18 protein-coding genes and 1 pseudogene are annotated in these 26276 nt (G+C 64.9%); 11 read left to right on the forward strand and 8 right to left on the reverse strand.

The window, feature by feature from the left end:
• The 3 genes and pseudogenes from GXH28_RS08660 to GXH28_RS08670 form a co-directional block, all read right to left on the reverse strand.
• Positions 1–3419: pseudogene (locus tag GXH28_RS08660) on the reverse strand (hypothetical protein); the annotation flags it as partial.
• 155 nt (positions 3420–3574) lie between these two features.
• Entirely contained in the window at positions 3575–6217 is a 2643-nt protein-coding gene (locus GXH28_RS08665; protein ID WP_169238632.1) for an NB-ARC domain-containing protein, read from the reverse strand.
• Between the two features lie 64 nt (positions 6218–6281).
• On the reverse strand, positions 6282–8180 hold the full coding sequence (locus tag GXH28_RS08670) for a hypothetical protein (RefSeq protein ID WP_169238633.1): 1899 nt from the start codon (positions 8178–8180) through the stop codon (positions 6282–6284).
• 448 nt (positions 8181–8628) lie between these two features.
• On the opposite strand from GXH28_RS08670, the gene GXH28_RS08675 reads away from it, so the two are divergent.
• The 9 genes from GXH28_RS08675 to GXH28_RS08715 all read left to right on the forward strand — a co-directional run bounded on the left by GXH28_RS08675 (position 8629) and on the right by GXH28_RS08715 (position 19198).
• The gene (locus GXH28_RS08675) at positions 8629–9876 is read left to right on the forward strand and encodes an ROK family protein (protein WP_169238634.1); all 1248 of its coding nucleotides are present in this window, start codon (positions 8629–8631) and stop codon (positions 9874–9876) included.
• A complete protein-coding gene (locus GXH28_RS08680) occupies positions 9873–11228 on the forward strand; it encodes an L-fucose/L-arabinose isomerase family protein (protein WP_169238635.1) in 1356 nt (451 codons plus the stop codon). The genes GXH28_RS08675 and GXH28_RS08680 overlap by 4 nt, the downstream gene beginning before the upstream one ends.
• A 218-nt stretch (positions 11229–11446) precedes the next feature.
• Positions 11447–12871 (forward strand): extracellular solute-binding protein, encoded by a 1425-nt coding sequence (locus GXH28_RS08685; protein WP_169238636.1) that lies wholly within the window; start codon positions 11447–11449, stop codon positions 12869–12871.
• A gap of 74 nt (positions 12872–12945) precedes the next feature.
• Complete coding sequence (locus GXH28_RS08690; RefSeq protein WP_169238637.1) at positions 12946–13869, forward strand: carbohydrate ABC transporter permease; 924 nt, start codon at positions 12946–12948, stop codon at positions 13867–13869.
• On the forward strand, positions 13869–14756 hold the full coding sequence (locus tag GXH28_RS08695; protein WP_169238638.1) for a carbohydrate ABC transporter permease: 888 nt from the start codon (positions 13869–13871) through the stop codon (positions 14754–14756). Before GXH28_RS08690 ends, GXH28_RS08695 begins: the two co-directional genes overlap by 1 nt.
• Positions 14757–14813: 57 nt before the next feature.
• On the forward strand, positions 14814–15476 hold the full coding sequence (locus tag GXH28_RS08700; RefSeq protein WP_169238639.1) for a transaldolase family protein: 663 nt from the start codon (positions 14814–14816) through the stop codon (positions 15474–15476).
• A 62-nt stretch (positions 15477–15538) separates the two neighbouring features.
• Positions 15539–16966 (forward strand): aldehyde dehydrogenase family protein, encoded by a 1428-nt coding sequence (locus GXH28_RS08705; protein WP_169238640.1) that lies wholly within the window; start codon positions 15539–15541, stop codon positions 16964–16966.
• Between the two features lie 48 nt (positions 16967–17014).
• Positions 17015–18241: a threonine synthase gene (locus GXH28_RS08710; RefSeq protein ID WP_169238641.1), complete on the forward strand. Its 1227-nt coding sequence runs from the start codon at positions 17015–17017 to the stop codon at positions 18239–18241.
• Between the two features lie 9 nt (positions 18242–18250).
• Positions 18251–19198: a hydroxyacid dehydrogenase gene (locus GXH28_RS08715; RefSeq protein ID WP_169238642.1), complete on the forward strand. Its 948-nt coding sequence runs from the start codon at positions 18251–18253 to the stop codon at positions 19196–19198.
• Between the two features lie 4 nt (positions 19199–19202).
• On the opposite strand, the gene GXH28_RS08720 is transcribed toward GXH28_RS08715, so the two are convergent.
• The 3 genes from GXH28_RS08720 to GXH28_RS08730 form a co-directional block, all read right to left on the reverse strand.
• Complete coding sequence (locus GXH28_RS08720) at positions 19203–20159, reverse strand: NAD-dependent epimerase/dehydratase family protein (protein WP_169238643.1); 957 nt, start codon at positions 20157–20159, stop codon at positions 19203–19205.
• A 97-nt stretch (positions 20160–20256) separates the two neighbouring features.
• Positions 20257–22005, reverse strand: a complete 1749-nt coding sequence (locus tag GXH28_RS08725) for a long-chain-fatty-acid--CoA ligase (RefSeq protein WP_169238644.1) — start codon at positions 22003–22005, stop codon at positions 20257–20259.
• A 191-nt stretch (positions 22006–22196) separates the two neighbouring features.
• Positions 22197–23387, reverse strand: coding sequence for a mandelate racemase/muconate lactonizing enzyme family protein (locus GXH28_RS08730; RefSeq protein ID WP_169238645.1), 1191 nt, complete (start codon positions 23385–23387; stop codon positions 22197–22199).
• Between the two features lie 129 nt (positions 23388–23516).
• Here GXH28_RS08730 and GXH28_RS08735 point away from each other — a divergent pair, with 129 nt between their 5' ends.
• On the forward strand, positions 23517–23699 hold the full coding sequence (locus tag GXH28_RS08735) for a hypothetical protein (protein WP_169238646.1): 183 nt from the start codon (positions 23517–23519) through the stop codon (positions 23697–23699).
• 31 nt (positions 23700–23730) lie between these two features.
• Here GXH28_RS08735 and GXH28_RS08740 read toward each other — a convergent pair whose 3' ends face one another.
• Together GXH28_RS08740 and GXH28_RS08745 are read right to left on the reverse strand one after the other, a co-directional pair.
• Positions 23731–24534, reverse strand: coding sequence for a polyphosphate kinase 2 family protein (locus GXH28_RS08740; RefSeq protein ID WP_169238647.1), 804 nt, complete (start codon positions 24532–24534; stop codon positions 23731–23733).
• A 93-nt stretch (positions 24535–24627) separates the two neighbouring features.
• Positions 24628–25569: a glycosyltransferase family 2 protein gene (locus tag GXH28_RS08745; protein ID WP_169238648.1), complete on the reverse strand. Its 942-nt coding sequence runs from the start codon at positions 25567–25569 to the stop codon at positions 24628–24630.
• A 41-nt stretch (positions 25570–25610) separates the two neighbouring features.
• Here GXH28_RS08745 and GXH28_RS08750 point away from each other — a divergent pair, with 41 nt between their 5' ends.
• The gene (locus GXH28_RS08750) at positions 25611–26273 is read left to right on the forward strand and encodes an RNA polymerase sigma factor (protein ID WP_169238649.1); all 663 of its coding nucleotides are present in this window, start codon (positions 25611–25613) and stop codon (positions 26271–26273) included.
• Positions 26274–26276: the final 3 nt, after the last annotated feature.

Genomic DNA, 26276 nt, shown 5'->3' on the forward strand with positions numbered 1-26276 from the left:
TACGTCGCGCTCGCCGAACCGGGCACATACGTCGTGTTCATCGGAATCGGGTCGAACACCTGCGCCTCCGACGCCGCCGCCGTGCTGTTCCGCACCACCACCTGCCACGTCAGCGTCCCGCCCGGCGCCGTCGTCCCCGGCGTCACCGCCTTCACGCTCCCCTCCAGGCTGCCAAAGTTCGCCACCAGAATGCTATCCGTGAACGTCGGCCCGGAGGCGTTCGCCCCTTTGTAGCTGATCACCTCCAGGAAATACCGCCGCCCCGGGATCAGGTTCGACACCAATCGCCGCTGCGGGTTGGGGTCGTTCACGCACAGCGTCACCCCCATCACCGTCGCACCAGGCGTGTGCGCCACGTTCAGGTAGCCATCGGTCATCAGCGCGCCGCCCTCGTCGCGCAGCGCAACCCGATACCCCGCCGGCTGACCCAGGAACGGATCGCTCGTCGCCCGCCAGTGGCCGGTGTAGCACGCCTGCGACACCTGCACGTCGGCGTCGTCGTTGATCACCGGACTGGGGCCGTCCCACGCGCTCTGCGGCTTGGCAAAGCTCTGCTGCTCCAGCGCATACAGGAAGCCGTCCGCCACGCTCACCAGCACCTCGAGCTGCGGATCAGCGTCCACGTTGGCGGCGATCACCCGGCGGGCGGGATAGTAGAAGTTATAGCCCCACAGCAGGCTGCCGTTCTCAGCGTTCAGCGCATACAGGTAGCCGTTCTCCGAGGCGGCCAGGATTTCGTCCTTGCCGTCGCCGTCCACGTCCGCCACAACCATATCGTTGATCTCCGCAAAGCGCCCCGCGCCGGGGCACAGCGCCTCGAGCGTGGCAAGCTGATGGCCTGCATAGGACATCGGGTTATTGATGTTCGTCTGACACGTGCCCGTATCAAACGACACACCCAGCGCGCGGGTGTAGATGTCCGCGCCGTCGATGCCGGACATCGCCCCCAGCACCCCCTCAACGCGATACAGGATCTCCAGCCCAGGCTCGCTCAGGCTGGCGTCAGCCAGCGCCGCGACCCGAGATGAACCAGGAATCCAACGTGAGAAACTCACCCCCCCTGAAAAGCTTGGCGCATAGTTGGCCACCACAAATTGGCCGCCAGTAGAAGCAGCATACACGGCCTCCAGCGTCGGGTCAGCGTCCACGTTGCCGAGCATCGGTTGGTGGAGCCATTCCATACCGGCATTGGCGATGACATTGCCGTTGGTGCCGTCAACGATGGACGCATTGAAACCCTGATAGTCCCACGCAAGATCGTCGGCACCGTCCCCGTTGGCATCCGCCACGGCTCCTTGCAATGAATTATTGGCAGTCCACCATGTGTTGCTATACGCCCACATCACCTGAAGGCTGGTGCCGCTGCGTTGTAGCATCCGGCCATGACTTAGATAACCGAAGGACACAAACATCTCCAGGTTGCCATCGCCGCTGCCGTTGAAATCGCCTATCGCCAGTAGGTTTATGGGGCGCCATGAGGCATCTGCGACCAACGTGCCGCTGGCCAGAATGCTCTCTACGCCGCTGATCGGATCTTTCTGCAGCAAGAACAGCGTCAGCGTGGGGGCTTGCGAGCGATCCACCAAGGGATACTCCCAGGGCCCGGCCGAATCCAGATTCACCGGGTGCCATTTTCCAAGCCAATCGTCAGCCAGCGCCCGCCCGGCCAGCCCGAGCGGATAGGACCAGTTGACGCGCGGTGCCGCCTGCTGCGTGGCGGTGAACGGATCGAGGTTTTGCAAGGAGTCAGCGCCGTTGACCAGCACCACCTCGTTCTTGTTGTCGCCGTTGGTGTCCACCACGTACGGGATGACCACGCCCTGGCCGGCGTAGAACGCGCGCTGCACCGTCAGCGTGTTGTCCAGGTAGCGCACGTAGCCATCGGCGCCCGTCACCACCAGCTCAACGGTGCCGGCGACACCCACCGCGCCGACATAGCTCAAGTTATGCGACACCCCACCCGGGAAATTAAAGCGGCGGATCTCCTGACCGTCAATGCCACGATACACCACAAAGGCCAGGCCGCTCCCTTCCAGCGCCAACACGTCGTTCTGGTTATCGCCGTCGAAGTCTGCGTCCACCCGCAGCACGCTGCGCACGGTGCGCTGCCATTTGAGTTGCAGGCTGCCGTTGATCGAATCGTAATCGTAGACATAAGCAATGGCATTGGCCCCCGCCAGCTCGCACAACACCAGCTCGTCGGCAGCATCCGCATCCAGGTTCGACGTCCCACAGTACTGCTGGTTACTTGCGGTGGCCAGCACATTGCCGTTCAACGCATTGCGCACCTGAGTGGTCCAGGCGCCGCTCATATAACGCGACACGATCACCTCGCGGTCGCCGCTGCCGTCAAGCTGCGCCACCCCCAGGCTGTGAGGAATGTAAACCGACGGCGAGCCATCCACCCAGTAGGTGGTGACAACATAGGTCGGAGCTATGCCACCGATGCTAGCCAACGCCACGCCAGCGTAGCTTGTATCTCCCGGATTTGTTAAACTGATCAGCACCTCTTCGCCGGGATAACTCGGGCCAACCAGGACATCAGTGATGATGACCTGTTTTTCGTAAAGATAAGTATTCTGCATACCGGTTATCGTGACCGGCACGAAGCCCCAGGTGTTCGGATCAACCACATAGATGCGCGGGCTGTCGTTGGGATACAGAATTTCTTTGTTGCCGTCCCCGTTCACATCACCCACGTAAGGCCAGCGGGCCCGAGCTGGGCCGGGGCCATCGCCGAAATTCAGCGTCGCCACCTGGACGGGGTTGCTCGCGCCGCCGGCGAAGCTGAACACGGCCTGAGCGTTGTTGAAACCCGTTTGCAGCGCCGCGTATTTGCCGTCACCGTCGGCGTCGAGCACTCTATAGCCGTATGAGTCACCAGACGCAGCAATAGCAATGGTGGACAACAAGGCGCCGCTCGCGCCGGCCAGGATATATGCCCGCGCGAACGATGCGTTAAACACCAGTTCGACGCTGCCATCGGTGCTGCCGTCCACGTTGGCTGCTGCAGATATCCCATGCAGATTGGGAAGCAGGTTGCTTATCCACAAGAGATTGCCGTTGCGCGGGTCAAAGGCGCGCACGCGCCCGCCGGCCGCGACGATCACCTCCGGCTGGCCGTCGGGTAGGCCGCCCGGGCCGGTGATGTCCTCCACCCAGGCCCCCGGCGCGCCGCCTACGGGATACGACCACTTGATCGCCGGCTGGCTGATGTTCGCGCTCGCCACAGCCGGCGGCACGCGGTTGGTGCGCTGCATGTCGTAGCGGAAGAACGGCCAGCTCCCGGCCGGGGGGGTCGGGGCGGCCTGGGCCGGCCGGGCCGGCATCGCGCCCCACACACCGGCCAGCAACACGGTGCCGGCCACGACTAAACCCAATCGTCGTCGCGTTTGCATCGCTTTTAACTCCTTCGACATATCTAGCCTCTTTCAGCAGCGCAACCGCTGCGCATCTTTGAGCAATAGCGCGCCTGAGCAGTCACCACACGACAATTCTAATACTTCAGGCGTCGCAGCGCAAGGTCACAAAAATGACAAAATAACGTAACGCCCAGGCCCAGCGCGCCGCACGCTCACGCGAGCGTCGCCGCTGCCCAGGCTGCAATCTCCCCCGCCCGATAGTGCCCAGAGCGTTGCACCTGGGCCAGCGTCGCCTCCGCCAGCCGGCGCGCAGCCTCCACCTCGCCCCGCGCATAAGCCGCTCGAGCCAACACATACTTCAGCAACGCAGCCACGTCGGCGTAGCCCCCCGCCTCGGCGCGCGCCAACCCCTCCCAGCACACCGCCTCGGCTTGTGCCGGCTGTCCCATCGCCAGCAGACATTCCCCCAGCTCGATGGAGACATTGCCCGCCAACCCGCTCCAGCCCGCGGTCATACTATGAGCCAGCGCCTCGCGCAAGGCGGCCTCGGCCCGCGACCAGTCTTGCTGCCGCATCGCCAACACCCCTTGCGCGTGCCGCAAGAAGATCAGAAGATAAGGCAAGCCCAACCGCCGCGCCGGCGGCTCTGCCTGGGCAAAGCAGGTCGCAGCGCGCGCTGGCTGCCCGCGCTCGTTCGCCACGATGCCCAGCAGCGTCAAGGCGAGGACCTCCTGCTCGCTCATCTCGGCCTGCTGCGCCAGGTGCAGACACTGCTCGGCCACGATCTCGGCTTCATCGTAACGCCGCTGTTGACGCGCCACAGCCGCCAGCGCATACGTCAGCCGCGCTTGTTCCTCCAGCAGCCCATGCGCCCGGGCAAGCTCCAGTGCCTGGCGCAGCACGTCCGCGCCCTCGGTATAGCGCCCCAGGTTGACCAAGGCAGAGCCGCGCAAGCGCAGCAGCAACAGCTTGACCTCCGGCGCAGGCGGGTCAAGCGCCAGCCCACGCGCACACGCTTCCAACGCACCGGCCACATGGCCGCTGCTGAGCCTGACCTGGGCCTGGGCCGCCAGCGCCAAGGGAAGCAGCGCCGGCGCGTTGACCTCGGCCAGCGCCAATGCCTGTTCGGCTTGCGCCTTGGCTGCATCCAGCCGCCCCAGTCGCGCCAGAATGCGCGCGTGGCACGCTTTCAACTGCACTGCGTCGGCATCCTGCGCGCCGCTCGATCCGCCCAAGGTCAGCAGCGCGTCGGCCATGTGCAGCCGGCCGCAGGCGTCCAGGATGGGTGCGACGCGCAGGGCCAGGGCGCGCGCCACCGCAGCGTGGCCCTCCTCTACCACCGTGTTGACGGCGGCCAACAGCAACGCGCGCTCATGCGGGGCAAAATCGGCGATGCGCGACTTGCCCTCGGCCACGGCCTGCGCGATCTCCAGCAGGCGCGCTTGGCCAATCTGCCGCGCTTCGGCGGCGCGTGCATCAGCCCACATCACATCGCGCACCACCGGGTACAGGCTGTACCACCCGCCGGCGCAGGTCAGCAGGCCGGCGTCCACCAGGGCATCGAGCGCGCTCACATCGCCGGCCAGCATCGTCAGCACCGTCGTCTCGTCAAATTCTGCCGGGCGCGGCGGCAGCGCCGCCAGGCTATACAGCGCGCGGGCATGCGATGGAGCAAGCTGGGCGATCTGGGCCTGCACGATTCGGCCTAATTCACCCCAGGGCGCGCCCTCTGCGCCGGTAAATAAGGTTTGGCGACCGCGCACGTCGCGAAGCTGATCTAAGACCGCACGCAGGCGACGGGGTTGTTGGGCATGCGTCACGCGCGCCAGGTAACGCCCCACCAACACAAGCGCCAAGGGCAGCCCGCCGCACCATTCCAAGATCGGCTCTAGCGCTTCGGCCCCCACCTCGGCCAGCACAGGGGCCAGCGTGGTCAGCAGCGCGCGCGCCTGTTGCGGGGAGAACAAAGGAACTGCAACATGATGCACCGGAGCAAGCGCGACGGCGACCTCGACGCGCCGCGCAGCGATGAGATAGCCACACGCCGGCCCGCCAAGCAGCAGCACCCGCGCCCGCGCGATGTCGTCCACGTCGTTCAGCACGATCAACATGCGCCGATCGGCCAAGGCGCGCTGCACCCACCCGGAGAGCATTCGCACATCGTCGCCGAGCGCCGCCAAGTCGAGCACACTCGCGCCCAGCGCGCTGCTCCAGTTTCGCAATAGCTCGGCCGGCGTGGCCTGCGCCGGCCCCAAGTCGGCCCACAGCACGCCGTCGGGAAATTGCCGGATCACCTGCGCATGATTGGCCGCGTAGGTCAACAACGCGCTCTTGCCGATGCCGGGCATGCCCCACAGGGCGACCACCGGCGCAGGCTGGGTGAGCCGATCCACAATCTGGGCCAACAGCTCCTCGCGCCCGATGAGCAACGGATGTTGAGCCAGCGAGGGCGCCAGGTTGACGCGCAGGGCGGCCGGCGTTTCAAGCGCGCGCTGTTCCAGTTGGTTGATGGCGGCAGCCAAATCGTCCAGCGCCTCGCCCAACACGCGCCGGGCGCTGCGCTCGTTCAAGTGGAGGGCCTCGGAGACTTGCTTGAGGGGTTCGCCGCGCAGGTAATGCGCCTCAATCAACATGCGCTTGCGGCGGCCGCGCCATTCGGCCATATCGTGCGGCCAGGCCAGCTCGATGGCGCGTTCGATGAGATGGCGCAGCGCCGCCACGGCATCGCAGCCTTGCTCGGCCTGCACAGCGGCAACCATGTGTGAGCGGGCCAGCGGATGCTGCGCCAGCGCCTGCGGGCTGGACCAGAGGCGCAGCATACCGCGCACAAGCTGGGGAGAAAGCAAACCAGACATCAGCCAAGCGCATTGTAAGCCCGCTGTAAACAGGCTGGCGCACGACCAATGCCGAGGCAGGGGTTCAGCGCACAACGGCCAGTGTGGGCAGCAGCACCGAACCGTGCAAGGAACGCGCGGGCGGCGAGGCAAACGTGGGCGGGCGCTGGCCGGTCCAATAATCGTACAAGCCGACGAAGACAGGGTATGAGCCAGGGGGCGTATCGGGCGCGATGTAGAGCGGCATCTCGTCGCGCACCACCTGGCCCAATTGCCAGCACGTGGTGGGGAACTGAGAGCGCATCGGCATTTCATCGTGCTGGGCAACGCGCACCTGATCGCTCTCATCTATGGCCACATGCACAAAGCCCTTGTAGGGCACGGCGATCGGCCGCTCGGACATTCGTTGCCAAAACAAGACGATGCGTCCCTCTCTGCCGCGTTCCAACGGCTGAAGCTGATACGCCAGCAGCGCGATATGGCCATCCGCGCCGAAGCGCGTGTCCACTGCGATGGCGTCGGGCGGCAGCTCGGCGCCGGGCAATGACTCTGGCGTGTGGCCGTAGTCCACCAACACGCGCAGCACTGCCGACTGAACGATGAGTTGCAACGCTAACAGCGCCAGCACCGCCGCACGCGCCGGGCGTGATAGGTTCACCCACACCCACGCCGCCGCAGCGACGCCGAGCGGGCCGAAGTACAACCACACGCGGCCGGTCTCGGCGCGGGCCACATGCGCCAGTGAAAGCACGACCAGCGTCGTCGTGAACGCCGCAGTCAACGGCAGCGTGTGTCGCCAGCCAGCAAACAGTGCCAGCATCCCAACCGGCAGGCCGATCATCGTCAGCATGTCCCAGGGGTGCCAAAAGACAAACGGCCAAAAGGGAAATTCGATGCCCAGGTGACTGTCGAACACTACGCGGTACAACGCGAGCGGGTCTAACCCCGCCCAGGCGTAAACTGCCAACCAGATGGAGGCGCTGCCGATCAGCGCCATCGCCCCCGCCCCGGCCAGCCAGCGCACCGCCTCGTTGCTCAGGCCGTTGCGCAATTGCCACCATCGCGCCAGCGTGTAGGTCGCCGCCATCAGCGCAATCGGCGCTGCGCCAAAGGTCACAAACGTCGCTGCCGAGAAGGCCAACCCCGCCAGGAACGCAAAGCGCAACCGTCGCTCGACCGCCAGGCGCTCGCAGCAGTATAAGATGGTCGGCGTCGCCAGCGCCACGCCACGGTCGAACTGCGACACCCACAGGCTGAAGCCGGGCATCAACGGATAAAGCACCACCGCCCAAGCCGCCGTTCGCTCATCGGCAATGCGGCGCACCCACGCAAAGAGCGGGATCATCACCGCCATCGCCGTGACGATCTCCACCGCCATGCCCAGCGCTGCGCCGGCCATCATCGGCGCGGGCGCGTCCACGCTCACCCAACTCAGGCAACTGTGCGGGCGAAGCCAATCGGCGATCGGCTGCGCAATCCCGGGCCAGCGGGCGAACAGCCACGTGCCGAGTGTGAAGACCAGGGCCAGTGCAGGCGGATGGCGGGACACATGCACAGGATACGAAGGCGCGCGCTCCACGTAATGCGCAAGGAACTCGCGCACATCGGTCACGCCTGCGCCGACGGTCCAGTAGCCGCCGGTCGCCCAGGAGAACGTGCGGCGGGCGAGGCCGGCGAGCACATCGGGCTCGGTTGCCGCCGTCACGAACCACTGCAACGCCAGACTAACGGCGAGCACAAGCCCGACCAACGCCCATCGTCGCAGACGGCCCAAGCGTCCGGGGCGGCGCTCTAACAGCAGCCAAGCCAGGATGAGATGTATGCCTGTGGTCAGCGCGATGGCCAGCGCCACTGCCGGCGCGATGCCAAAGTCGCGCTTCCACAGGATCAGCAGGTCGCGTTGGGGATACCCCAGCAACATGCCGACGTAAATGAGCGTCGGCGCGGCGCACAGCAGCACGACGCCGATTGTCGGCGAACGCAAAGCACGCAGCGGGTTCATATCACGCACGCAACCATTCATGCCTGCAACCCTCGCCGGCAAAGTAGCCCGCCAACTCCGCCGCCTCAGCCTGAGGCAGTCCGCGCATCGCTTCCACAATTGATTCAGAATCCCCAACCCCCGGCTCACCAACGCCTGCCGCATCGGGCAGGCCCGGGCTTCGATCTCAGCGGACGCGGCGTCCGAAGGCTGGTCATCCCATGTCTCCCATTCTTCATAGGCTTAGGCGCCAGGGCCAGGAACGGGCCGCGCCGCTGCGCGTCGTTAGGTGCGGGTGATGTCTTCATTGTCCCCTATTTTGCCCCTGCCGTAGAAAAGCTCGCCCACATTTCTGCGCTACACCCTCTATCCGGGCCACATTTGACATCCGCCACGCCTGCCCTTACAATCTGATTACTTTCTCAATTTGAGAAATTATCGAGGCGCCGCCGTGTCCAAGCCGACATTCGCCGGGAGCAATGCCAGCCTGGTGCGCGCGCACAACCTGCGCGCCGTGCTCAACCAGTTCCTCGACGCCAGCAGCGTCTCGCGCGTTCAACTCGCCGAGCGCACGTCCCTCTCCAACACCACGATCACCCATCTGATTGACGACTTGCTGGCGCACGGCATCGTCGTGGAAGACGAAAGCGAAACCGCGCGTCACAACGGCCACCGGCGGGTGGGCCGACCGCGCACCGCGTTGCGCATCAACCCCAACGCGCGTCACGCCGTCGGCGTGCACATCGGCATCGGCATCTTGCGCGTCGCCGTGGTCAACCTGCACGCCGAGATCATCCACAACACCATCGCCGAATTCGACGTGGGCGCGCCAGCCGCGCGCGTCTTGAGCCAGATCGCCGTGCTGGTGAAGCGAGCCATCGCCAATAGCAACATCCAGCTCGACCGTCTGATCGGCCTAGGCATTGGCGCATCAGGGCTGGTGGACTATGAAGCCGGCGTCAATGTGTTTGCGCCCAACCTGGGCTGGCGGGACGTGCCGGTGCGGGCGTGGATGCACGACCGCCTTGGCCTGCCCACCACGGTAGATAACAACGTCCGCGCCATGGCGCTGGGCGAAGCATTGTTCGGCAGCGGGCGCGGCGCCGGCGTGTTGGCGTTCGTCTACGGCCGCATCGGCGTGGGCGCCGGCTTTGTGGTCAACGGACGCCCCTTCCGCGGCAGCGGGGCGGGCGCCGGTGAGATCGGCCACACCGTGATGATCCCCGACGGCGGCGACCGGTGCATGTGCGGCCGGCGCGGCTGCCTGGAGACGCTGATCTCCGAGCCGGTGCTCGTCCGCGAGGCGGAGCGGCTGGCGCGCCGACGTCCGCGCGGCGCGCTGGCGCGCGCCCTGCGGCAGGACGGCCGGGCTAAACCCATCGAACGCATCTTCGCCGCCGCCCGCGAAGGCGACGCCTCAACGCTTGGGCTGCTCGAAGATCGCGCGCGTTACCTGGGGATCGCACTGGCCAACTTGGTGAACGTGCTCAACCCTGAGTTAATCCTGCTGGGTGGCATGTTCGCCCAGGGCAGCGAGTTCTTCCTGCCGGTGGCCGAGCGCGTCATGCGGGAGCAGGCCTTCGCCAGCCTGGGCGACCGGGTGCGCGTGCGCCCCACCCAGTTCGGCTGGCGCGCCGGCGTGATCGGCGCGGCCGCGTTGGCGCTGAGCAAGTTCTTCTACCAACTGGAGGACGCATGATCGCAGCGCACTGCGCCACAGACAAGCTCCGCGCCGGCTTCGTCGCCTACGCCCGCACGACGTTCGACCTCGCACGGGCCGAGGAGGTCATGCGCGCCGCGCGCACAGCGCTCGAACGCGCTGGGTTCGAGCTGATCGGCAACGCGCACCTGGCAACCGACCTGGACACGTTGGACGCCATGACGCGCGCGCTTGCCGATAACCCCCTCGATGTGCTGATCGGCTTCCAAGCCACCTTCACCGATAGCACATTCGCGGTGCGATTGACCGAGCGCTGCGACGCGCCGCTGCTGATGTGGGCGATGCCCGAGGCGCGCACCGGCGGGCGATTGCGGCTGAATTCGCTATGCGGCATCAACCTGGCTGCGCACGCGCTGAGGCTGCGCGGGGTGAACTACCACTGGGTGTATGCGCCACCCGACGACGCGCAGGCGATCGCGCAGATCACCGCTGTCGCCAAGGCCGGCCGCGCACGACGCTTGCTGCACGCGACGCGGCTCGGCGTCGTCGGCGAGCACCCGCCCGGCTTCGAGAGCTGCCGCCTCGACGTCGAACGCCTGCGCCGGCGACTGGGGGTGGAAGTGGCGCATTTTGAACTCACCGAGGTCTTCGCGCGCGCCCGCGCGGTCAACGGGCAGGTCGGCGCGCTGCGCGAGCAGCTCGGCGCGCGCATCGCCGGCCTCGACGCGCTCCCGCGCGAACCGGTGGACGGCACGCTGGCGGTCTACGTTGCGCTCAGACAACTGGCCGAAGCAGCGGGGTGTGACGCGCTGGCCGTGCGCTGTTGGCCGGAGTTCTTCACCGAGCTGGGCTGCGCCGCATGCGGCGCCATGGCCCTGTTGAACACCGATTGCCTGCCGTGCGGTTGCGAGGCCGATGCCAACGGCGCGCTCACCCAGCTCATTTTGCAATGGATCAGCGGCGAGCCGGCTTTCGGCACCGACTTGGTCGAATGTCACACACAAGAGAACAGCGCCGTCGTCTGGCATTGCGGACAAGCGCCGTTGACGATGGCCGATCCCAGCGGCGCAGTGCGGGGCGGGCTGCACGCCAACCGCCGGCTGCCGCTGGTGATGGAGTTTGCCTTGAAGCCGGGCCGGGTGACGATTGCGCGCCTGAGCCAATCGGGCGGCGATCTACGCCTGGTCATCGGTGGCGGCGAGATGTTGGCTGCGCCGCCTAGCTTCAGCGGCACATCCGGCGTGCTGCGCTTCGACCGGCCGGTGGGCGACGTGCTCGCGACGATCATGGCGGAAGGCCTGGAACACCACATTGCCCTGGCTTACGGCGATCACACCGCCGCGCTGCGTGCGCTGGCCAGGATGCTCGACATGCCGACGCTATCGCTCTGACGGGCAGGACACAAGAGACGACGGCAAAGGGCCACCCGAAAACAGACAGGACGGAGCAATTCTGGGTCGGCGCAGGCGCTGCCCTCGCTGACTTGACAGGCGCTAAGGAGGTGATCGTTTGGGAAAGGAAATAGGCGGTTGATTCCACGCAGCGCGCTATCGCGATTGACCGAAAAGTTGGCTATTGCTCAAGCAATGAATTTCCAGGAGGAAAGGATATGAACTCGAAGAAGACTTCATCTGTCCGAATTTCGCGCCGCCGCTTTCTCGTCCTAGGCGCACAAGGCGCAGGATTGGCTGCGCTGGCCGCGTGCGCTGCGCCGCCTGCCATGCCGGCTGCACAGCCCCCTGCCCAAGCGCCATCGCCGCCCGAAGCCGCGCCGACCACGGCGCCGGCCGCAGCGCCGGCCACAGTGGACTTCCTGGCCTGGGGCGACAACGCCGATATCCCGGCCTGGGAGGCGCTGGTGAAGCGCTACAAGGAAATCGCGCCCAACGTGACGGTGAACGTCACGCCGGTCGCCGAACCCAACGCGAACTTCTATCCCAAACTGCAGACCAGCATCGCCGGCGGCACGCCGCCCGGCGTGTCTTCGTTCCAGGGATGGGAATGGCAACCCTACGCCGATCAGGACGTGCTGGCGCCGATTGACGAGTTCGTGAACGCTAACCCGTACTTCAAAGACGTGTACCCCGAGGGCGTCGCAAGCATCGAGGGCACGACGATGCGCAACGGCAAGCGCTATCTCATCCCACTGCAGCGAGCAGCGATGTTGATGTTCTACGCGCGCAAGCCGTTTGAAGAAGCCGGCTTGGAGTTCCCCACCGACGATTGGACGTTCGACCAGTTCATTGATCTGGCGACCAAGCTGACCAATCCCGAGAAGAAGATGTACGGCTTGCAGGCCAACGGCAACTGGTTCCGCGACATCGGTTGGATTCGCCTGACCGGCAAACAGGAGTTCGACCAGCTCTACGATCCGAAGAAGGCGATGTTCAACCAGCCGGAGATCGTGGATATTGTGCAGAAGATGGCATCGGACGTGTATTACAAGATGAAGATCGCGCCGACGCCGGCCGACCTGCAAGGCGGCGCCAACACCATCCAGACCGGCAACGTGGCGATGAAATACGAAGGCCCGTGGTTCTTCCCTGCGCTCAACAGCCCGCAACTGCGCGAGGACAAGAAGAACGTGCCGTTCGATATCGTGCTCATGCCGAAGATCGGCGAAGGCAAACGCCGGCACCGCGGCTGGACCGAAGGCGTCGCGCTGCTCAAGGGCGATCAACTCCAAGCGGCGTGGGACTTTGCCTCGTTCATGGCCGGCGAGGAGGGCAACAAGATCTACTCGCAGATCACCGGCCGCATCCCCAACACCAGCGCGCTGATCGAAAACTTCTGGCTGCCGGTGGTGACCGAGCGCTTCGAGGTGAAGAACGGCAAGGCGCTGCTGGAGGCCTTCAACCTTTCGGAGGTGGACGTCGTGGGCGGCATCCCGCGCTCGAAGATGTGGAGCGAGGTGGTCAAGCCGGTCGGCTGGGATCCGCTCATCGGCGGGAGCGCTACGGCGGCGGAAGTGCTGCCCAAGGTGGACGCGGGCCTGCAGGCCATGCTCGACGAGTACTGGAAGTCGAAGCAGTAGGCATGCGCGGCGGGCGTATCGCGCATCGCGCGCCGGCATGATGCGCGATACGCGGCTCATCACCGGAGGGCGCGATGGCAGCGATCACCCAGGCGCAGGCAAAACCGCAAACGCGGCGCATCGGGCGCGCCAGGCTGCGCGATTGGCTGGATGGCTACCTGTTGACCTCGCCGTTCATCATCGGATTCCTCGTCTTCACGGCCTTCCCGATGCTATACGCGATCTGGTTGTCTTTTCACAAATGGAATCTGATCGGCGCGCCGACATTCGTCGGCCTGGACAACTACATCAAGGCGCTCACCCACCCGACGGCGCAGCTCAGCCTATACAACAGCGCGTTCTATACGGTCTTCGCCGTGCCGATCCAGCTCGTCATCTCGTTCACGCTGGCGCTGGCGTTGACGCAGGCGATTCGCTTGCGCGACCTGTATCGGGCTGGCTTCTACCTGCCGATCATCGTGCCGCTCGTCGCCAGCGCGGTGGTGTGGCAGCGCGTGTTCCACCCCGAATTCGGCATCTTGAACGAGGCGTTGGGCTGGTTCGGCATTCCGCCGGCCAAGTGGCTCTTCGACCCCGCCCTGGCCAAGCCCGCCTTCATCCTCATGTCGTTCTGGATGATCGGGCGGCAGATGGTGATTTTCATCGCCGGCCTGGGCAACATTCCGCAGTCGCTGCTGGAGGCGGCGAGCATTGACGGCGCCGGTCCGGTGCGCCGGCTGTTCAGCATCGTCATCCCGCTCATGACGCCGCTGATCTTCTACAACTGTGTGATCGCCGTCATCAATTCGTTCCAAATCTTCGTGCCGGCGCTGATCATGACCGACGGCGGCCCGCAAAACGCCACGCTGTTCGCCGTGCTCAACATCTACCGCGAGGGCTTTCAGTTCTTCAACATGGGCTACGCCGCTGCGCTCTCGTGGGAGCTGTTCATCATCGTCATCGGCTTCACGATTGCCCAGTTCAGGCTCTCGCAGCGCTGGGTGTATTACTCGGACTAATGGCTACGCAAGCTATAACGCCCTCGCTGGCGACCGGTCGGCCCGGCAGCCGGCAGCTCAGCCGCATCGCCGGCCTGGTCATCCTGCAGATCGTGATGACCGTCTGCCTGATCACCTTCCTCGCGCCGACCTTCTGGATGATCTCGTCATCGCTCAAGGCTTCGACCGAGGTCTTCCAGCATCCGATCGTGTGGATTCCGGAGTCGCCGCAATGGAGCAACTACGCGAAGGTGTTCCAGACGCTGCCCTTTGCAAAGTTTGCCTGGAACACGTTCGTCGTCGTTGTGCTGGCGGTGTTCGGCACGGTGGTCTCAACGGCGCTCGTCGCCTACGGGCTGGCGCGCGTGGAATTCCCCGGCCGGCGCATCCTCTTCGCGCTGATGGTGGCGACGATCATGCTGCCGGACATCGTGACGCTCATCCCGCGCTTCATCATGTTCCGCACCTTCCGTTGGATTGACACCTTCGCGCCGCTCACCGTGCCGTTCTGGTTCGCGCTCACCACGCTCTATGTCTTTCTGATGTATCAGTTCCTGCGCGGCATCCCGAAGGAGCTGGACGAGGCCGCGACGATTGACGGCGCCAACCGCTGGCAGATTTTGTGGCATGTGATCCTGCCCCTGTGCAAGCCGGTGATCGCCACCATCGCTGTGTTCGCCCTGATTCAGCACTACAACGAATTCCTCACCCCGCTGATCTACCTGAACCGGCTCGACAACTGGACGCTCGCGCTCGGCGTGCGCGCCCTGAACGATTCCAATGTAGCCAACTGGGAGTTGGTGTTCGCGGCCAGCACCCTGATGCTCATCCCGGCGCTGCTGTTGTTCATCGTCGCCCAGCGCTACTTTGTGCAAGGCATCGCGCTGACGGGGTTCGGCGGCCGCTGAGCGCATGGCGAGATGTCATCGTTCACACAGTAACCGTAGTGGAGAGTTTCAAACGCTATGAAGTTCTTTCTTGACAGCGCTATCGTAGACGAAATCGCCTATGCGCTCGACCTGTGGGACATTGACGGCGTGACGACCAACCCGCGCCACATCCTCGCTTCCGGCAAGCCGATGTTGCAGGTGATTCGCGAGATCGGGAAGCTGGTGGAAGGCACCACGAAGACGGTCTCGGTGGAAGTCAACCCGCACTACAGGACGGTAGATGAGTTCGTGTGCGAAGGGCGCAAGCTGGCGTCTCTGCACCCCAACTTCGTGATCAAGCTGCACTGCATCGAGCCGGCCTTCAAGGCGATTCCGATCCTGGCCAAGGACGGCATCCGCGTGAACGTCACCTTGATCTTCAACGCCGTGCAGGCGCTGGCCGCCATGCGTGCCGGCGCGTATTACGTCTCGCCGTTCATCGGCTGGAAGGAAGCCAACGCCGAAGAGACGCGCGACTTGATCGCCGACATCGTTCAGATCCGCGACAACTACGGCTTCAAGACGGAGGTGCTGGTGGCCGCCGTGCGCAACGGGCGACAGATCGCCGACGCCGCCGTCGCCGGCGCGGACATCGTCACTGCTGCGCTGAGCGTCTATAAAGACGCCTTCGACCATCCCTACACGCGCGACGGGCTGGCCAAATTCCAGGAGTTCTGGGATCAGGGGCAGTACGCGTGAGCCTGCGCAACCGTCCGCACTGCGCCGCAACGGCGCGCCCAGGCGGATAGACTACACCCACTATGAGTGAGCCAAAGAAGTTCCTCATCGGCGGCCAATGGCGCGCCGGTCAGACGACGTTTACAGTCCGCTTCCCATACACCGGCGAGCCGGTCGCCGAGGTCTGCTCGCCGGGCGACGACGACTTGGAGGCCGCCGTGCAGTCGGCGCAGCGCGGCGCGCGCGTCATGCGCAAGCTGCCGGCGCACGAGCGTTCGGCCATCCTGCGCCGACTGCATGCCCAGATGGAAGCGCGCACCGAAGAGTTGGTCAACGCGTTGGTCATGGAAGGCGGCAAGACGAAGAAAGCCGCGCGCGGCGAAGTGGCGCGCGCGAAGCAGACCGTCTTCGTCGCGTCCGAGGAGGCGCGGCGCATCCCCGGCGAGGTCGTCAACATGGATTGGACGAAAGACGGCGAGAACCGCATCGGCATCGTGCGGCGCTTCCCGCTCGGCGTCATCTTGTGCATTGCGCCGTTCAACTATCCGCTCAACTTGGCCTGCCACAAGGTGGCGCCGGCGTTGGCAGCCGGCAACGCCTTCATCCTCAAGCCGGCCAGCGCCACGCCGCTCTCGGCGCTGCTGCTGGGCGAGATGCTGCTGGAAGCCGGCGCGCCGCCCGAAGCCGTCAACGTAGTGACGTGCAGCGGCGCGCAAGCTGAAAACCTGGTGCGCGACGAACGCATCGCCATGTTCTCTTTCACCGGCAGCAGCGACGTGGGCTGGCACCTCAAGCGCGTATGCGGCCGCAAACGCGCGGCGCTGGAGCTGGGCGGCAACGCTGCGGCCATCGTGCATGAAGATGCCAACGTCGGCTATGCCGCCAAGCGCATCGCTTTCGGCGGCTTCACCAACGCCGGCCAGAACTGCATCAGCGTGCAGCGCGTGCTGATCCATCGCCCGATCTACAACGAGACCGTCGAGACGCTGCTCGACGAAATCAACGCGCTCCAGGTCGGCGATCCGCGCCTGGAAGAGACCGACGTCGGCCCGATGATCACGGAGCGCGCCGCCATGCAAGCCGAGGCATGGGTGGAAGAGGCGCTGCGCCAGGGCGCGCGCAAGCTGCTCGGCAACGGCCGGCAGGGCGCGCTGCTGCCCCCCACCGTGCTGAGCGACGTGAACCGCGAGATGAAAGTGAGCTGCCAGGAGGTGTTCGCGCCGGTGATCACCCTACAACCCTACGACACCTTCGAGGAGGCCATCGCACTGGCCAACAGCACTGACTACGGCCTGCAAGGCGGCGTGTTTACGCGCGACCTGGGCCGCATCATGCAAGCCTACGAGGAGATCGAAGTCGGCGGCTTGCAGGTGAACGACGTCTCCACCTTCCGCGTGGATCACATGCCCTACGGCGGCGTGAAGGCCAGCGGCATGGGACGCGAGGGCGTCAAGTACGCCATCGAGGAAATGACCGAGCCGAAGCTGATGGTGATCAACCTCAACGGGTGAAGGCAGCGTTCGCAGTGGGCGAACCTCAAGTTGGGACATCGCAGGCTCATGCGTTCTTTTCTCTCCCATCTCGAATGCTCGTACTGCGGCGCGACGTATTCCGCCGACGAGCTTCACACAACGTGCGCGCAGTGCGGCAAGGTGCTGCTGGCGCGCTACGACTTGCAGGCCGCGCGCCAACATCTGACGCCAGAGGCCCTTTGTCGGCGACCCACGACTATGTGGCGCTGGTTCGAGATCATGCCGGTGCGCGACCCGGCTAACGTGGTGACGCTCGGCGAAGGCTGCACGCCGCTGCTGCCCGCTGGCCGGCTGGGCGAACGGCTGGGCACCGACCGGCTGTGGATCAAAGACGAGGGCCTCAACCCCACCGGCAGCTTCAAGGCGCGCGGACTGTCCGCAGCCGTGTCCAAGGCCAAGGAGCTGGGGGTTAAAGCGGTCGCCATCCCCTCGGCCGGCAACGCCGCCTCGGCGCTGGCTGCCTATGGCGCGCGCGCCGGCTTGGCCGTGTATCAGTTCATGCCGCAAGACGTGCCGGAGATGATGCGCAAGGAGAGCTTCCAATACGGCGCGCGGGCTTATCTGGTGCAGGGGCTGATCAACGATGCTGGCCGACTGGTGCGCGAGCGCGCCGCGCGCAAGGGTTGGTTCGACGTGTCCACGCTGCGCGAGCCGTATCGCCAAGAGGGGAAGAAAACCATGGGGCTGGAGCTGGCCGAGCAGTTCAATTGGACGTTGCCCGACGCGATCATCTACCCCACCGGCGGGGGCACCGGCATCGTCGGCATGTGGAAGGCGTTCGACGAATTGGAGCAGCTCGGTTGGATCGGCCCTCAGCGCCCGAAGATGATCGTGGTGCAAGCCGAAGGTTGTGCGCCGATCGTCCGCGCGTTCGAGGCCGGCCGGCGCCACGCCGAGCTATTCCCGGACGCGCACACCATCGCGCCGGGCATCCGCGTGCCGGTCGCCATCGGCGATTACCTGATCCTGGACGCGGTGCGGCAAAGCGGCGGCACGGCGGTGGCGGTGAGCGACGCCGAAATCCTGCGCGACATGCGCGAGATGGCGCAATGGGCCGGCGTGTTCGCCTCGCCGGAGGGCGCGGCGACGCTCTCAGCCTACAAGCGCCTGCGCGCCGGCGGCTTCCTCTCGCCCGACGACACGACCGTGCTGTTTAGCTGCGGCAGCGCCTTCAAGAACGCGGAGCTGATCACACCGCCGCCGCTGCCGGTGCTCGATCCGCACCGACCGGACGTGCTGGATATGCTCGACTGACCATCCGCAATGCCCATCCTGATTACCGAATGGATGCCCATGGGGGTAGATCACCTGGCCACATTCGACGCCACCACCTACGACCCGCAGCTTTGGCGCGACCGCGCGCGTCTGCTGGCGCAGCTTGTGGATTGCACGGCGCTCATCGTGCGCAACCAGACGCGCGTAGATGCGACGCTCCTCGCCAGCGCGCCGCGGCTCAGGGTGGTGGGCCGGCTGGGTGTCGGGTTGGACAACTTGGACCTGGAGGCGCTGCGCGCGCGGGGGATCACCGTCGTCACCGGCGGCAACGCCAATGCCATCGCCGTGGCCGAATACACCCTGGCCGCAATGCTGACCCTGGCGCGCAGACTGCCGGCCGCCGACCATCGCACGAAAGGCGGCGGCTGGGATCGCGCCGCGTTCGGCGCCGGCTTCGAGCTGCACGGCAAGATGCTCGGCTTAATCGGCCTCGGCGACATCGGCGCGCGGGTGGCCCGCCGCGCCCTCGCCTTCGGCATGCGCGTGATAGCGCACGACCCCCTCATCACCCCTCACCATTTCGCCGCCGCCGAACTGGGCGTGACGCTCGCGCCGCTGGATCACCTGTTGGGCGAGAGCGATTTCATCTCGCTGCACGTGCCGCTGCTGCCCACCACCCGCCACCTGATCAACGCCGACCGACTGGCGCGCATGAAGCCGACCGCCGTGCTGATCAACACCAGCCGGGGCGAGATCGTAGATGAAGCCGCGCTAGCGGACGCGCTGCGCGCCGGACGGCTAGGCGGCGCCGCGCTCGACGTGCGCGCACAGGAGCCGCCCGAACAGCCCGACCCGCTGGCCGAATTCGAGAAGGTGCTGCTCACGCCGCACATCGCCGGCCTGACCACCGAGTCACAGGCACGCGTGTGTCAGGCCGTAGCCGAGGATGTGCTGCGCGCGCTGCGCGGCGAAAAGCCTCTGTTCGCCGTCCAGTAGCCGGTCACACCAGCAACCCGAACCATGCTAGCGTATCGCGCGCGGTCTCGGCGAACGGCCTTGGGGCATGACCCAGCTCGACCTCAGCTTTTCGGGAGGAGACCGGCCCCCAAAACTCGAAGGTGCGGAAGTTCTCCGGCAGGTTGACGAACGGCAGCGCGTCGGCCAACCGAACCAGCGCACGCACCAAGCCGCGCGCCAGGTGCAGCCGAGGCCGACGCACCCCCTGGCAAGCGTCAATCGTCTCCAGCAGCTCGCGCATCGTCAAGTTGTGCCCGCCGAGGATGTAGCGCTCGCCGGCGCGGCCGCGCTCGGCCGCGGCCAGGTGCGAGGCGGCTACATCGCGCCCATCTACGCAGTTGATCACAGCGTCGAAGTAAACGGGAATGCGCCCACGCCCTGCCTCGCGGATGACCCTACCGGTGGTCGGCTTGACATCGCCGGGGCCGAACACGGCCGTCGGCAGCAGCGCCACCACTTCTAGATCGCGCGCCGCCAACGCCAGTCGCTCCATCGCCAGCTTAGCTTCATAGTAGGCGCTGTGCGCTGTGCCGGGTGCGTAGAAATCGCGCTCGTCCAACGGCGGCATGCCAGGCACGAAGCGCCGCGCCAGCGTGGTGAACGAGCTGGTGTAGATCACGCGGCGGACGCCGGCCGCGCGCGCAGCATCCAGCACGCGCTGCATTTCTGCACGCGATTCGTCAACGGCGCGCGCGATGTGCCGAAAGTCCTGTGGATAGGCCGCAGCAGCATGGAAGAGCACCTCGCAGTCGCGCATAGCCGCAACCAGCGAACGCGCGTCGCGCAGGTCAGCCGACACCCATTCGACCGACAGATCGCCGATCGCGCCGGTGTTTGTCGGATGGCGTCGCGCGGCGCGCACCGGCCACCCGCGCGCCACCGCCGCGCGCGCGATCTGGCCGCCGATGAACCCCGTCGCGCCCAGGACGCAACATTTCATACCGTTGACTCGGTGGATCTACACTACGTGCTGCTGTGAGGGAACCAACGCACCGCTACGCTCATTGGCGGCGCCGGCGCGATTGAGCCGTGCCGAATCACCCGCCGGCCACCTTTTGCTGCTCCTGGGCTTCCGCGACCAGTACCCGTCGCAGCACTTTGCCCACCTGCGTCTTGGGCAACTCTGTGCGAAACTCGATCACGCGCGGGATCTTGTACGGCGCAAGGCTTTGCTTGCAGAATTCTTTCAGTTCGTCGGCAGTCGCGCTGGCCCCCGGCTTGAGCACGACGAACGCCGTGAGCGTGTCATCGCCGCGGGTTGGATGTGGCACGCCGACCACCGCGGCCTCGAGCACCGCCGGATGCGTGAACAGCACTTCTTCCACGTCGCGAGGCAACACCTTTAGCCCACCGACGTTGATCATGTCCTTCTTGCGGTCCACGATGTAGAAATAGCCATCGGCGTCCATGCGCGCGATGTCGCCGGTATGCAACCAGCCGTCAGCGTCAATCGCTCTAGCCGTCTCATCCGGCCTATTCCAGTAGCCCTTCATCACCTGCGGGCCGCGGACACACAGCTCGCCGATCGTCTCCAGGTTGCCGTCCATGGGCAGGTCGGCGCCGGTGGCGAGGTCCACCAACTTCGCTTCGGTGTCGGGAAAGGGCAGTCCGATGCTGCCGGCGCGGTTCTCGTTGAACTCCGGGTTGCAATGGGTCACCGGCGAGGCTTCGGTGAGGCCGTAGCCCTCGACCAGCCGGCCGCCGGTGAGCGCATTGAAGCGCTTTTGGATCTCCACCGGCAACGGCGCTGAGCCGCTGATGCAGGCTTTCACGCTCTTCAGATCGTATCGGCCAACGTTGGGGCTGTTGACGATGCCGATGTACATGGCCGGCACGCCGGGGTAGATCGTGCAGCGCTCCTTGCTGATGATGCGCATGACATTCTCGATCGGCCGTGGATTGGGCACGATGACCAGCTCGGCAGCCATGGCGACGCCATACAGCATACACACCGTCATGCCGTAGACGTGGAAGAACGGAATGGCCGCCATCACTTTCTCGCCGCCTTCGACGCCGCTGGTCAACCACGCGCGCACCTGCATGGTGTTGCACACCAAGTTGCGATGGGCGAGCATGGCTGCCTTGGGCACGCCGGTGGTGCCGCCGGTGTATTGGAACAACGCCACGTCGTCCGGCTGCGCGGCCGGCGCGGGCGCTGGATCGGCCGTCGCCAGCATGTCGCCGAACAAGCGGATGCCCGGCTCGCCCGATACATCCACCCAGTCGTGCGCTTTGCGCTGACGCAAGCGCACGAGCTGTTTGAATGGGAACGGCAGCGTGTCGTCAATGTGGGCGACGATGACATGTTCGACCGCCGTCTCCGCCCGAATCTCCTTCAGCCGGGGATAGAACAAGTTGAGCAAGACGATGGTCTCCGCGCCGCTATCCACGAGTTGCTGTTTGAGTTCGCGCGCCGTGTAGGTGGGGTTGGTGTTCACCACGATCACGCCCAAGCGCGCGGCGGCGAAGAAGGCGATGATGAAATGCGGCGAATTCGGCAACATCAGCGCCACGCGGTCGCCGCGCTTCACGCCGAGCGCGTGCAAAGCGGCAGCGAAACGCTCGACCAGCGTGCCGAGCCGGCCATAGGTCAGCGTGCCGCCTACCATCACGCGATCACCCAAGATGTAGCGCAGCACAAACTTGGTGGCCAGGCGGTCGGGGTATTTACGCACAGTTTCGGCAAGCAGGTCGTAGAGCGTGGCTTTGGGGTAATTCAACGTGGCCGGCACGCCTTTGTCGTAGCGGTTGAGCCACGGCTTAGGGCTAGGCTGGTGATCCGGCATGGGGAACCTCCTCCTCTCACTTGCCGGCGTCCGGTGAACACCGGCGTCCTAAGTCGTCGTGCACAACCAGTATACTCACGGCATCGCCCAATAAAAGACGCCGGTTGGGGCGTAGGCGATCTTGGCTCGCTGCACATCCTACCCAACAGGGTCGTGGGCCCAAAACGCGCGCTATGCCCGCCACGCCGACATTACTCGAACCACGTGGTGCCCGGGTATTGGTATTGGCGCGCCACCTCCTCGTCCAGCTCGACGCCGATGCCCGGTCGGTCGGTCAGCTCGATGTAGCCGCCTTTGATGATGTCCTCTTTCTCTTTGATGATCGTCGTCCAGTAGGGCCGCTCGTTCCAATGCCACTCCAGCACCAGGAAGTTCGGCACGCTGGCGCACACGTGCGCGCTGGCCATCGTGCCGATGGGCGACGAGACGTTATGGGGGGCAAACGGGATGTAATACAGCTCGGCGAGGTTGGCGATCTTGCGGCCATCACTCAAGCCGCCACACTTGGGCAGATCGGGCATGACAATGTCCACGGCCTGCTTCTGGAGTAGCTCACGGAAGCCGAAGCGTAGATAGACGTTCTCACCGGCGCAAATGGGCGTTTTGCTGTGCCGCTTCACCTCGCGCATCGCGTCAATGTTCTCCGGCGGCACCGGCTCCTCCAGCCAAAGCAGGTGATAGGGGTCCAGGTCGCGCACCAGCCGGATGGCGCTTGGCACATCGAGGCGCGTGTGCACGTCAGCCGCTACAGCCACGTCTTTGCCCGCTGCGCGCGTCACCATATCCACCATTTGCAACATGCGCTCGTGCTCACGCTGCATGGCGGTGTGGTTGAACTTGTCTTTGCTGAACGCGCCCTCTTTGAGCGTAAGCACCTGCGTGTCGGCGTCCACCGGGATGCGATTGGCAGAATATGCGCCAATGTCCAGGTCTATCTTGAGCGCCGTAAAGCCTTTAGCCAACACGCCATGCACGACGCGCTCGACCTCATCGAACGACATGCCCGGGTCCACCTGACAGTCGCAATACATCCAGATCTTGTCGCGGAACTTACCGCCGAGCAGCTCATACACCGGCACGTTCAGCGCCTTGCCCTTGATGTCCCACAGCGCGATCTCGATGCCGGTGAGCGCAGTGATGAGGGCGCCGCCGGTGCCACCGTCGAAGACATGGCTGCGACGCATCTCCTCGAACAGCGCATCAATGGCGAACGGGTCGCGCCCGATCAGTTTTTGCTCGAGATATTGGATGATGGCGATGGCCTGCTTGCCGCCGTGCACGCATTCGCCAATGCCGGTGACGCCGGCGTCCGTCGTGATCTTGACCCAGAGGTGCATGCCATGGCCGATGGTGGCAGCCGTTTTGATAGATGTAATTTTCATAGTTGCTCAGTTAATAGATTGACCGATTGTGAGATACAAGTGTGTGCGTAAAACGCCTGCGATGCAACTCGGCGCCGACGATCCAGGGCGCGGATCGGAGCGCGTGAGCGCGCATGCTTACACATCCGCATGGCTGGGCGGTATGGCATTCCCAGCCACGGCCAAGTGCGCGTGATGTGCATCCTGGCCGCGCGCCAGCACCAGGACACAGGCATGATCTCAATCGAGCTGGAGGATGCCAACTTCAACGTTGCCGCCGAAAGCGAACCACAGGTCATCCTGCGGGGGCGCGATTTCCGACCGGCTTGTTGAAGAGATAACGGGACTGTCTGCGCCTGAGCGGTTACTCGATTACGACCCCGCTCAAGTCCTCCTGCGACTGTGGATAGCGCATCTTGAACCCCTTCAGCGTGTCCAGGATAATGTTCAAGGCGACCCAGTCGCGATACCACTTCTTGTTAGCTGGGATCACATACCATGGCGCCCATTCGGTGCTGGTCTCGTTGAGGGCATCCTCGTAGGCCCGCATGTAGTCGTCCCAGCGCGCACGCGCTTTCAAGTCGCCGGTGTTGAACTTCCAGTGTTTGTTCGGGTCATCCAGCCGCGCCTGTAGCCGGCGCTTCTGCTCGTCCTTGCTGATGTGCAGATAGAACTTGAGGATGGTCACGCCCTCGTCGGCCAGCATCCGCTCGAACTCACGGATGTGCCGATAGCGACGCCGCCATACTGACTCCGGCACCAGCGCTTGCACGCGCACAATCAGCACATCCTCATAGTGGCTGCGGTTGAAGATCACCATCTCGCCTTTGCCGGGTACATGTGGATGTACGCGCCACAGGTAGTCGTGATCGAGTTCGATTGGCGTGGGCGCTTTGAAATTGACAACCTTCACACCCTGCGGGTTCACGCCGTCGAACACCGAGCGGATCAGTCCGTCTTTGCCGCCGGTGTCCATGGCTTGCAGCACCACCAGAAGTTTGCGCTTGTGCTCAGCATACATCAGCTCTTGCAAGCTTTCGAGCTCGTCGTTCAGCTTGTCCACTTGTGCTTTGGCCGCTGCCTTCTCGCCATCGAACAGACCGGTGTCTTCGGGGTCAAAATCGCTGAGTCGAATAGGACGGCCAGGGGTCACTTTATATCGGTCCATCGCGCTGTGATCCTTCGATGCTCGACGACGCGGCGGGTTCGCACATCCGCCTATCATCCTTTTACGTTCACGTCACGGCGTTTGAGCGAGCCTTCAAGCCGTCAAGATCGCGCGCAGCACCGCTGATGAGACGATGCGCGTCTGCTGCACCTTGCGCCGGGCGCACAACATGCGCGGGATGCCGAGCAGGCCGGCGAGCTGGCCCTTCAGCCGGTTGCGCGCGGCTTGCCCCCGCCAGGCCCGCAGCGCGCTCCAGGCGATGCGCAACTGTTCACCGACGATCGCGCCGAAGTGCGCGCGGATCACCTCGCCCGGCACGTCCTTGGCCAGCAGCCAGATGAAATTGCGGCCATCGTAGTAGCTGTTGATCACCCCGCCGCCGGTCGCACTGACTTTGTGATAGACGATGGCATCGTGGGCGAAGGCACACTTGTAGCCGGCTAACTGCGCTCGCCAGGCCAAATCCACGTCCTCGCATGAGAACTCGAACCGCTCATCCAGCAATCCAATCGCGTCGAGCATGTCGCGGCGATAGACAGCCGCTGCGCCGCACGCCCCAAAGACGTATTCGACGTCGAATCGGCCGTCATCCAACTGCCACACGCCGCGGTTGCCCGGCACGCCGCGCACCGAGTAGAAATCGCCCGCGCTGTGCAGGTGGTCGCGCCGGTCGAATAGGCGCAGCTTGCTGGCCACAAAGCCGGCATCCGGATGATCGTGAAAGCAGCGCGCCACATGCGCCAGCCAGCGCGGATCTGCTTCCGTATCGTTGTTCAGAAGCGCGATCGCCTGGGCGGAGGGGCTGGCTGCGCGGATGCCGACGTTGCACGCCCCGGCGAAGCGGCGATTCTCCGGCAGCGCCAGCAGCTTCACCTCGGGGAAGGACTCGGCCACAAGGCGGCGCGACTCGTCCTGCGAAGCGTTGTCCACCAGGATGACTTCCAGCGGCGGCAGCGTCTGTCGGCGCAACGCATTCAGGCATACCGGCAGGTGAGGCGCGCCATTCCAATTCGGAATGACCACGGAGATGAGCATGTGCAGTTGAAATTATAATTTCGCGAGTAGGAACTTTCTGCATGCCTACGCTCACGTCATCTCCTACGCGTGAGGCCAAGCCGAATGCCCTGACCGCGACGCAGTCAGATCACGCGACGGCCAACCCATTCGCGGGCGAAAGCGACCAGGCGCTGGCCCGGCGTGCAAGGACAGACCGCGAGGCATTCGGCGCGCTCTACGAGCGCCACGTTGCGGCGATCTACCGCTACGTCTTCTACCGCGTCGGCAGCGTGGAGGATGCCGAAGACCTGACGGCGCGTGTGTTTGCCCGCGCGCTGAAGCACATCCACCATTACAACGACCGCGGCATACCGTTCACGGCCTGGCTGTATCGCATCGCGCACAACGTCGTGGTCAACTTCCATCGCGACAACCGCCGTCGCCCTTCTGTGCCGCTCGATGAAATCGAGACGCTGCACGAGCCGGCCTCACACACAGACCACGCAGACGCCGATCAGCGCATTGACAGCGAGCGCGATCGGCAGCGGCTGCTCCAAGCCATTCGCCTATTGCCCCCGGAACGACAACATCTGATCGTGCTCAAGTTCGTCGAACAATTGCCAAACGCCGAAATCGGCCAGATCATGCACCGCAGCGAAGGCGCCGTCAAATCGCTGTATCACCGCACATTGCTGCAATTGCGCGAGATCATGGACGAACTGGAGCACCCACGCACACCGTAACGC

Source organism: Candidatus Roseilinea sp. NK_OTU-006, assembly GCF_012931985.1.
Lineage (GTDB): Bacteria > Chloroflexota > Anaerolineae > J036 > Brachytrichaceae > JAAFGM01.